Origin of the sequence: Sneathiella sp., from assembly GCF_029233945.1 — a bacterium.
GTDB lineage: Bacteria > Pseudomonadota > Alphaproteobacteria > Sneathiellales > Sneathiellaceae > Sneathiella.
Window position 1 is genome coordinate 83,946 of record NZ_JARGOQ010000005.1, and the last position, 8,592, is coordinate 92,537.

Below are 8,592 nucleotides of genomic sequence, written 5' to 3' on the forward strand. Positions count from 1 at the left end.
AATCGTGTAATAGGTCTCTGGTCCCGCCATAAAGATGTTATCTTCGATGGTGAAGGTTTCGACATCCTTATAGCTGCCTTCAACATCCCCAAATTCGCTCATATAAAGCGCAACACCCGAAATGCTCCCTGAATTGTCAATCACGGAATTTCGCATAGTGAAGTTATCTCCGATAACTTCGAAGGTTTTATTGTCCCCGCCCTCAACCGGCTTGAACGTCAGACCTGTCACGGACACGCCATCGCCATAAACAAAATGCTGGGCGCCAAAACCGGCCTGATACTCCGCAGTGACCGTGGCACCGGTCATCGTTGCATCGGTGATAACATTTCCTGCGCTATCGACACCTTGAACAAGGATATTATCATGATACAAATGCAGCCCAAAATTCTGCCCGCCTGAAGCACCCGCCATGGATACCCCTGCATTGCCCTCCGTATAATTGCCAGGCGCAACATTGATAATATTCTGATTGGCCAGCGAACTGCCGGCCCCAATGGTATCATGGGCGCGTTGAATGCTGCCGCTGTCCTGGGTGACATAGACATTGCCCTCCCGGGTCACGACATATCCTTCATAATCGGCATCCAGGCCATGGTCTATCTTGTCTTCCAATGCCAAAAGCTGCGCCGTTGTCATCTCTGACGCCAGGGTGCCATCAAAAATGTTGGACGTCGCGTCCACCTTGATGTCGTCATAGACTCCGATATGGGTGGTATTTCCCGTAAATTCGTTGCTCGTCAACGCGGCGGAGAGGATGTCCGCTCCGGGGCCAAGTCCGAGCCCTTCAAATACATTATTCGTAAAGCTGTTGCCGGAAATAATCGCACCGTCTGGGCCGTCGACCGAGACTCCGACAAAGTTGCCATTGAAATCATTATTCAGAATCTGCGCACCGATCGCACCCGGGTTCAGATACGCCCCCGTCGCCCAACCGGAAAAACTGTTATTCTGAATCAACAGACCAGTCTGGTTCCCGTTGGAAACGGTCAAAATACCCCGATAACCGTCCCCATCCACATCACCGGAACGGGTAAAGACGTTGTTTTGAATCGTGACATCTGTCGCGTCGCGCTTGATATAAATGCCGACTTTGGACCCTTCAACGACGGCTCCTTCTTCAATTGTAAAGCCATCAATGACCGTGTCATCCGCGGCCCCTTCAACCTTGATACTACCTATGAGAACCGTTTCATCCCCGCTCCGGTCTCGCGCATCAACACCGGCCTGCGCGCCGGAGAGGGTGATATTCGCGGCAGCAATCGTCACGGCCTCCTCATACGTTCCGGCACCGACTAACACGGTATCACCGCTATTTGCAGTACCAACAGCGCCCTGGATCGTTTTTTCGAGGAAAAATGCCGGCGCAGTACCACCATATTCAGTATAGTCGGAAAAGCTGAGCGTTCCGTCTTCGGCCAGCGCATAGGCATAATTGCCCATGGTATTGTTTTCGACCAGATTGGAAATAAATCCCGCATCGACCTGATCCGCCGCGTCATTTCCCCAAATTTCCGCAACATAGCTCGTTACAGCGGATACATCGTTGCCTGTTACAGTTGTCGGCGCGTGCGCAGAGGCATTCAGCCAACCGACGCCGTCCACCGCACCTCGTACGCGAAGGAAATGGGTCCCTAAAAATTCGTTGTTGGTGATTGTGAAATCAACCGGTTCATCGCCATCACCTGCACCATTGGTAATTGTAATGCCGCCATGCAGCTGATTGTCATTCAGAGTGAAGTTATTCAGGTCATCGGCACCGCCATCTCCGAAATAAAGGGCCGTACTGGTATCACCATCATAGTCATATCCATCTGCCGCAGCGACAATGGAATGCTCCATGACAAAGTTATCTGCAGTAACCTCAAATGCCTTGTTGATTGTGACGTCGGATGATTCAACATCAGTATTGGCCGAAACCGCCTGAAATTCCAGGCCGGTGATCGTTACATCTGATCCGGTTACATAGAAATTCGTCCCCCAATTCGACTCTCCGCCCGAGATCACCGTCGCCTCGACATCCTCCCGATCAGCAATTACGTCACCTGTGCTTGAAATCCCCTGCAAGGTGACTGACTTATTAATTACGAGACCAAGAGTCTGCCCGCCATAAGTCGCAGTTTCAGCATACTCACCCGGGGCAACATTGACGATCGCTCCCGAGGCGGATACATCAATGCCGTTTTGAATTGAGGCGCCGTCAGTTACGTTAACTTCACTTGCTTCCCCTGTGAGCGTCTGGCTGACCCCCATGGTAATTGCCGCATTTAGATTAACGACAAGGGCCCCGTCATCATTCTCATCATTAAGCGACAATGTGCTTGAATTGGTCTGGCCGGAGCTGTCGATTTCTGCATTTATATTGATTGTCTCGTTGGCCTCAATACGGACATCCGTCGTTTCCAAGTTTGTCACAATGGTATCGGCGCCAATGGTTGACGTGCCGTCGCCCCCCGTCTCAATAACGGTGAGTTCATCCGGATCAATAGACCAGTTCCCGGTTTTTCCTTCCGGCGCCAGTGTATTCACAGAAATTCCATCCGATATCCGGACGGCTTTTCCCGAAGTTTCCACAAAACCGCCATTCCCTCGAGTAGGACCGCCCTGTGCCGAGAATGTTCCGTCATACCGACCCTCAATATTAGCGTAGGCGACAATCGTACCTCCGTCGCCCTCATCCAGGCTGTCTGCGCGAATATCGGCTGTTTCCGTCGTCGTAATCCTCTCTCCCTCGATGTCGATAGAACCGCCCCCGGCCACACCGGAAACGTCAAGCGTACCGGATATTTCTATGTTATCACCACCAAGAATAATCTGACCGCCCTTAACCTCGGCTGAGGCAGCACTCGTCACCCCAGCCAGATTGATCAGGGAGTCAATCATACCGCCCGCTGACTTGGCGGAGACTTCAATGCGCCCACCGTCAGCGAGAATCTTGCCGAACTGCTCGGCCGTCGCCCCGTCCAATCCGAGGCCTATTTCCACCAGTTGGTCGCCCGCAAGGTCAAGGGTGAAGGTTTCTCCCGCGGCCAGGGCCACCTTGCCAAGCTTCGCCTGAATGATCCCGTTATTGCGCACAGCCGGCGCAACAAAGGCCGCAAGACCACCTTCCCGGATAGTGATCTGGCCTTCATTGACAACAGAACCATCGTTGCCGCTGGATACAGTCAATCGCGTATCGCCAGCCATAAACCGACCCGTATCTATTTTGCCTGTTGAGGCAACCAGACCCGCGACATCAATCCGCGCCGACTTGCCAAACATCACGCCGTTGGGGTTGAGCACCCAGACATGTCCATTGGCTGTAAGCTGACCATTAATCTGGGAGGCATTTGTGGAGGCATTCACGCGGTTCACAGCAATCGATCCCGAGTTCGGCTGGTCAAAATTGACATGGGCATTTTCACCAATATCAAAGCTGCGCCAGTCAATGACGGTTCGATTGCTGGACTGATTGACGTTCAATTTCGACCCACTTTGTGTGAAGGTCGCCGCGCCGCTCACAACCGCACCGTCGGTCGGCAGGCTGTTTGCGTCCAAGGCAAAAGCATTGCCCCCGCTGAGCGCAATTGCTGCCAAAGCACCTATGGCCGTGACAGGACTGGTCAACGCTGTCGAGTTGCACAATGACGCCAAATTTCTTGTAAGACACTGCTTTTTCATTTTTTCCACCTGTCCTGACCACGTTGCGGCCATCTCCATAGCGATCGGCATTACTGCCAGTGTAAAATTTCATTTCCGCCACCGAGTATCGCTGCGCCCGGTGAAAGCCTGCGCGTTAGAAAGATGTGCTAACCGAGAAAAACAAGCGAGGAGACCGGCTGCCTTCGGCAACCACTTCTCGCTTGTAGGGTTTTGCGACAAAGAGATCGACATTCACCCGATCCTGTATGACCGTGCGAACACCGATACCAAATGACATAAGTTTTTCTGTTTTCTGTTCCCCGGGCAGGACGGTTACTTGTGACACCGCGCCCGTTTCAAAAAAGCTGTATAGCTGCGTATTCGACGACCAGGACGGCTGATATGGCGAGTTCCACTGAAGTTCCGCCATAGCCGCAATGCCCTTATCGCCCGAAATTTCGGAAGGATCGAACGCACGGCCGTAGAAGCTACCGCCGATCCCCCATTCTTCAGAAGCCAGCAGGTCATCATTGAAGGATGTCTGGCCTGCCGCCCCCATCAGAAGGGCGAAGTTCCCCCCCAGTGGTTGCCAGCGTGATAATTCAAAATTGAAGCTGCGGTAATCATTGTCCACATTGGTTCGCGACAAATCCGTATCGTTATTGTCAAAACTCCCGAGAAACGGAAGGCTTTGATAAAATGTGAACCTGGCAGTATTGGATGCCCCCAGACTATCCAGCCCGTTTACATAAATACGGGCAAACATGTTGCGGACTTTGTCGTAGAATACCGGCTGGATCACCGAATTCTCGGAAGATATATTGGCGCCATACAGGCCGAGCGTCCCAATTAAATTGAGATCGCGTGAGCGTGTAAATGGATAGGACAGCTCCAGCCGCACAGCCTGAGCCATGCCCTTTGTATCAAGGTCCGCCAGTTCCAGCCCCGGGCGGGTCCTGGAATAGCTGTAAGATGTGAAGAGAGATAGACCGCTCGACGTAAGAGGCACCTCGTAGCTAAGCGCTCCATAGGCCAGCTCCGGCCCCTCGTTCGGTGTCACGACGGCGGTAACACCGGCTTGTCCCGCCAAACCGAACAAATCATTGCCAAAACCGGCCGCGACAATCTCCTCCCGCCCGAGATACCGGCTGCCATAATTGTCGATGGCCGCATACCCCTCGAAGGTATCCTCTTCAACCACAAGCGTTAGATCGGTCGCGCCTAGAGTTGTTTTCGATGGCGTCAGCACGCTTCTTACAGTGAGGCCCGCCAGATCACCCGCGATCAGAAGCTCTCGTTCCAGAACCTCCACGGTCAAGGGACGGCTATCGACTATCCGTTGCGCCTGTTCCTGCAAAAACCGCAGAGCACCACCAACATCCCCCTCAATAGAGACTTTTTCGATGAATCCCTCCACGATACGGAGTCGCAAAACCCCGTCCGAAATCTTTTGGGCCGGAACAATAGCCTGCGTCAGAATATAGCCCGCATTCCGATAAAGAGCCGTGACACTCGTAGCCAGATCATAAACATCGGACAGAGTAATCTGCCGGTCAATATAGGGCCGGGCGATCTCCTGCAATTGACTGTCCGGCAACACCTCAGACCCTTCAAACAGGACACCGTTGATTTCAAATTTCTGACTATCCGATCCCTTACTTGGCCCTTCCTCCTGCAGCGCTGGCAGGTCAAAAGGCGCCTTTAATTCAGGCACGGAGGAACGCGGGCGTAACCGTTCGTCCACACCGCTCGGATTTGCTGAAGTCTGGGCCTGCGCAAGTGATATTAATCCCATGAAAAACATCAGGGTTAGCCCGATGAAAAACATCATGAAAATCAAACCAGTTCGAATAATAATACCCAAAACGCGCCTACCTTTAGAACCTAAAAGTGCCACTAAAAGCTCATCAATTGTGAAACCTATTTTGGGAGTAATGTCGTGGTTTTGGCTAACTTAGCACCAATTACAATGTACGGAATTGTCAAAGGCATGTGGATTGGCGGTGTTGGTCATTGCCATCTATGGATACTTTTTGAGATCGCATTATCAGAGGAAAATAGCTTATAAGGCTGAGGAGAAGGTCTGCATAAAGACACTTTGCGCATAGCTGCAAAGCGTTATATATCTTAGCATCAAACTATGACTTATGGAGTTAGATGTCATGACCACGCAATATGGTCAATTTTGCCCGATTGCAAAGGCAACAGAGATCCTGGGTGAGAAATGGACGCTCCTGATTGTTCGTGAGCTTTTGATGGGTGGTACGCGGTTTACCGACCTGCAACGCGGCCTTACCTCGATATCGCCCACTATTCTGTCCAAGCGTTTAGCGACGCTGGATGAGTATGGCCTTATCTACCGCCGCCGCATCGAAGGGCAGCGCGGATTTGAGTATTTTCCGACAGAAGCCTGTCAACAGTTGAAACCAATTTTGCTCGCGTTGGGCAGTTGGGGAATGCACTGGTCCAGAAATTATTTGACCGCAACTGATTACGATGTAGAACTCTTAATGCTCTACCTGGAGCGCAGCGTTCAACCGGAAAAATTGCCTGGATCCAAAGCGGTTATTCGATTCAAATTTTCTGATTTCAAAAGCATGTCGAACTGGTGGATTGTCGTCAACGGGACCGATGCAGTCGACGTTTGTACGACAGATCCTGGCAAGGATGTTGATGTCTATATTACCACATCTGTCAGAACGATGGCCGATGCCTGGATGGGACGTTTGACCTATCAGCAGGCAATAGCCTCAGGTGATTTCGATGTGCAAGGACCTTCCGCATTGACCCGCAACATCAAGATCTGGCTGGCCGACAGTGTGTATGTCGGTATGCCTTCACCTAACGAGATTTTGGGTATTTCTGCGGACAGAATACTATAGCAATGCGCCGGAGGCGGTAGATCTAAATTTAACCCTCCCGGCGGCCAACAAAGACCGCCGGGAGGATTTCTCAGCCTAATTTTGCTTCGAGTACAATGTTGAATGGTGTCTCGGCCACCCGACGTATCTGGGCAAAGCCGGCTTCGGCAAGCACCTCTGACAGGCGCCGCTCGCCTGCTTGCGCTCCAAGCGCTAGTCCAACCTCCTGCGATAGCGAGCATGGCGTGCACACAGCCGTTGACGCCGCATAATACAAGCGGCTGACCGGATTGATATTTTCCTCAACGGCATTACCCGCCGCAGGTTCAACCAGCATCAAGCTACCGCCCGGTTTCAATGCCTTGGCCGCGTGACGGGCTGCGCCGACAGGGTCGCCCATGTCGTGCAAACAATCCATGAAACAGATCAGATCAAATCCTTCAGCAGGATAGGATTTTGCATCCATAAGCTCGAAACGGGTATTCATCGTTGCATCGGCATCAACTGCACGATCCTGGGCAGTCTTGATTGACGCGGCATGATTATCGAAACCGACAAAAGTCGAGGCAGGAAAAGCTTTCGCCATCACTATTGTTGACGCCCCATGCCCACAGCCCACATCGGCAACTTTGGCACCTGCAGTCAGTTTTTCCGCCACTCCTTCCATTGCAGATATCCAGTTGGATACCAGAAAGGTTTTATAGCCCGGTCGAAACAGTGATTCGCTGCCGCAAAAAAGCCCGTGATGATGGTCGCTCCAAGCAATCCCCTCGCCAGTGCGAAATACATCCGTAATTCGATCTTCATCCAACCATAATGATGATGCCACTTCCAGCGCAGGAACTAGGAAGAATGGGCTTTCCGGATCGGCGAGAACCGGTATATAGGCGTCCGGAAGTGTGTATGTACCTGTGTCTTTGTCATAAACCAGATAGCCGCCTGCCACCTGATTGTTGAGCCACTCACGGACATAGCGCTCGGCCAGGTCACATTTACTGGCCAATGCGGTGGAACTCAGTGCTCCTGCGCCTGCCATGGCACGGTAGAGACCCAGCTTGTGCCCAATATTTGTCATGACACCGGAAAGTGTAGCGCTGACATCAGAGACAACTTGTCCGGCAAAGGCTTCTGTAGCGAGTGTTTCCATTTTCATTTCTAAAATTCCTTTTTTTGGCCTTTACGGCCGTTAGCGTCCGATACCGCCAAGCAAGGAGACGGCTCAACAATGTGAGAGTGAGGTGGTGGTGATTGTCTAAACGTCCTGAAAACTGCGGGTGTTCAATATCCGGTTCATTCCGATGTCCCGCAATGCGTGCTCAGACAGGTTACGCATCACGTATTCCTCGCGCTGATGACATCCGACTGTCGCAACACGTTTGACCGCATATTTCCATGCATTCAGGATGTGCGTCCCAAAATTGAACTGGCTTCCGCAACGTAATAAGGAAGCTGCGTTGAATAGGAGAATTGTATTATTTATGGGCGCTGTATTACCCGGCAAGATGGGCACAGCATAATGCTGTATCAGCGGGCTGCTTTTAATCTTTAACATTTGATCACTCCGGTTGATTGTCTACCTGGGCACTTCGCCTCAGGTCATGACCGGAAAGTAAACCGCGATGCATGCGCGACATAGTTCGCAAGAAGTAGGAGCCAACTACACAAAATGGAGTAATTAGCTTTTCCTGATGAAGTAAGTCGTGTGATACCGCTGGTTTTATCCGTGATCGTGATTTTGATATAAAATCATCTTTCAGGCGTTATTTAGGAACGGAACAGTTTACTACAAATAGTTTCAATTTATCTGAGATGAATAGGGGACGAGTCTCAACAACATACGAATGTGAGCTTTTTACGAGTAGGTTGAGGCCGGTATTAATTGCGCTTTCTCTACATAACCGATGAGCTTCGCCCGCCAGACATTCACTTTTCCAAGCAATCAATCATGCCGCCCGCGATTTCTTCTAATAGGGTCGGATAGAGTCCGGGCCCCGGATTTAATTGAGAGCCTATTGGATCGAGAGTTCCGAGTTTTACTGTTGTTCCCTCAGCCACAACAAGGGATAGCTTGTCCGAGAATTGTGGTTCGCGGAAAATGCAAACAGCG

Annotated in this window: 5 protein-coding genes and 1 pseudogene; 1 reads left to right on the plus strand and 5 read right to left on the minus strand. The window is 51.4% G+C overall.

Going from position 1 to position 8,592, the window contains the following annotated elements; translation table 11 throughout:
• Both P1U71_RS03130 and P1U71_RS03135 read right to left on the minus strand, forming a co-directional pair.
• The coding region (locus P1U71_RS03130) for a filamentous hemagglutinin N-terminal domain-containing protein (protein ID WP_301104094.1) at positions 1 to 3,663 on the minus strand (3,663 nt) is incomplete at its 3' end.
• Between the two features lie 115 nt (positions 3,664 to 3,778).
• Positions 3,779 to 5,455, minus strand: a complete 1,677-nt coding sequence (locus P1U71_RS03135; protein WP_301104095.1) for a ShlB/FhaC/HecB family hemolysin secretion/activation protein — start codon at positions 5,453 to 5,455, stop codon at positions 3,779 to 3,781.
• A 331-nt stretch (positions 5,456 to 5,786) separates the two neighbouring features.
• On the opposite strand from P1U71_RS03135, the gene P1U71_RS03140 reads away from it, so the two are divergent.
• Positions 5,787 to 6,506 carry a helix-turn-helix domain-containing protein gene (locus tag P1U71_RS03140; protein WP_301104096.1) on the plus strand — a complete coding sequence of 240 codons (720 nt, stop codon included), beginning with the start codon at positions 5,787 to 5,789 and terminating at the stop codon, positions 6,504 to 6,506.
• A 70-nt stretch (positions 6,507 to 6,576) separates the two neighbouring features.
• Here the strand turns inward: P1U71_RS03140 and P1U71_RS03145 are convergent, their stop codons facing one another.
• The 3 genes and pseudogenes from P1U71_RS03145 to P1U71_RS03155 all read right to left on the minus strand — a co-directional run.
• A complete protein-coding gene (locus P1U71_RS03145; RefSeq protein WP_301104097.1) occupies positions 6,577 to 7,638 on the minus strand; it encodes a class I SAM-dependent methyltransferase in 1,062 nt (353 codons plus the stop codon).
• 99 nt (positions 7,639 to 7,737) lie between these two features.
• The gene (locus P1U71_RS03150) at positions 7,738 to 8,037 is read right to left on the minus strand and encodes a hypothetical protein (protein WP_301104098.1); all 300 of its coding nucleotides are present in this window, start codon (positions 8,035 to 8,037) and stop codon (positions 7,738 to 7,740) included.
• Positions 8,038 to 8,408: 371 nt separating this feature from the next.
• Positions 8,409 to 8,592: pseudogene (locus P1U71_RS03155) on the minus strand (zinc ABC transporter substrate-binding protein); the annotation flags it as partial.